Source organism: Citrobacter sp. TBCS-14, assembly GCF_005280805.1.
Taxonomy (GTDB): Bacteria; Pseudomonadota; Gammaproteobacteria; order Enterobacterales; family Enterobacteriaceae; genus Citrobacter; species Citrobacter gillenii.
In genome coordinates this window covers 1-212 of sequence record NZ_SZWM01000210.1, presented here as the reverse complement: position 1 = coordinate 212, position 212 = coordinate 1, and the positions used below count along the sequence as shown (strand labels likewise).

General features: G+C 51.9%; 1 protein-coding gene. It reads right to left on the bottom strand.

Annotated features, from left to right (window positions below):
* A partial coding sequence (locus FDX22_RS12150; RefSeq protein WP_186805299.1) for a hypothetical protein occupies positions 1-212 on the bottom strand: 212 nt, incomplete at both ends.

The window sequence follows — 212 nt, the reverse complement described above, 5'->3', positions numbered from 1 at the left end:
CCGGATCGATTTTCACACCATTGCGCTCAACGCGGGACAGAACCGGGACCAGCGGCATATCAATATTTTCGAAAACATTTAGCGGCCCTTTGTGCTTCTGCAGTTCTGGCCACATCTTCAGATGCAACTGAAGCGTAACATCGGCATCCTCTGCGGCATAGCGCCCGGCCTCTTCCAGTGCTATCTGGTTAAAGGTCAGCTGGTTTTTACCT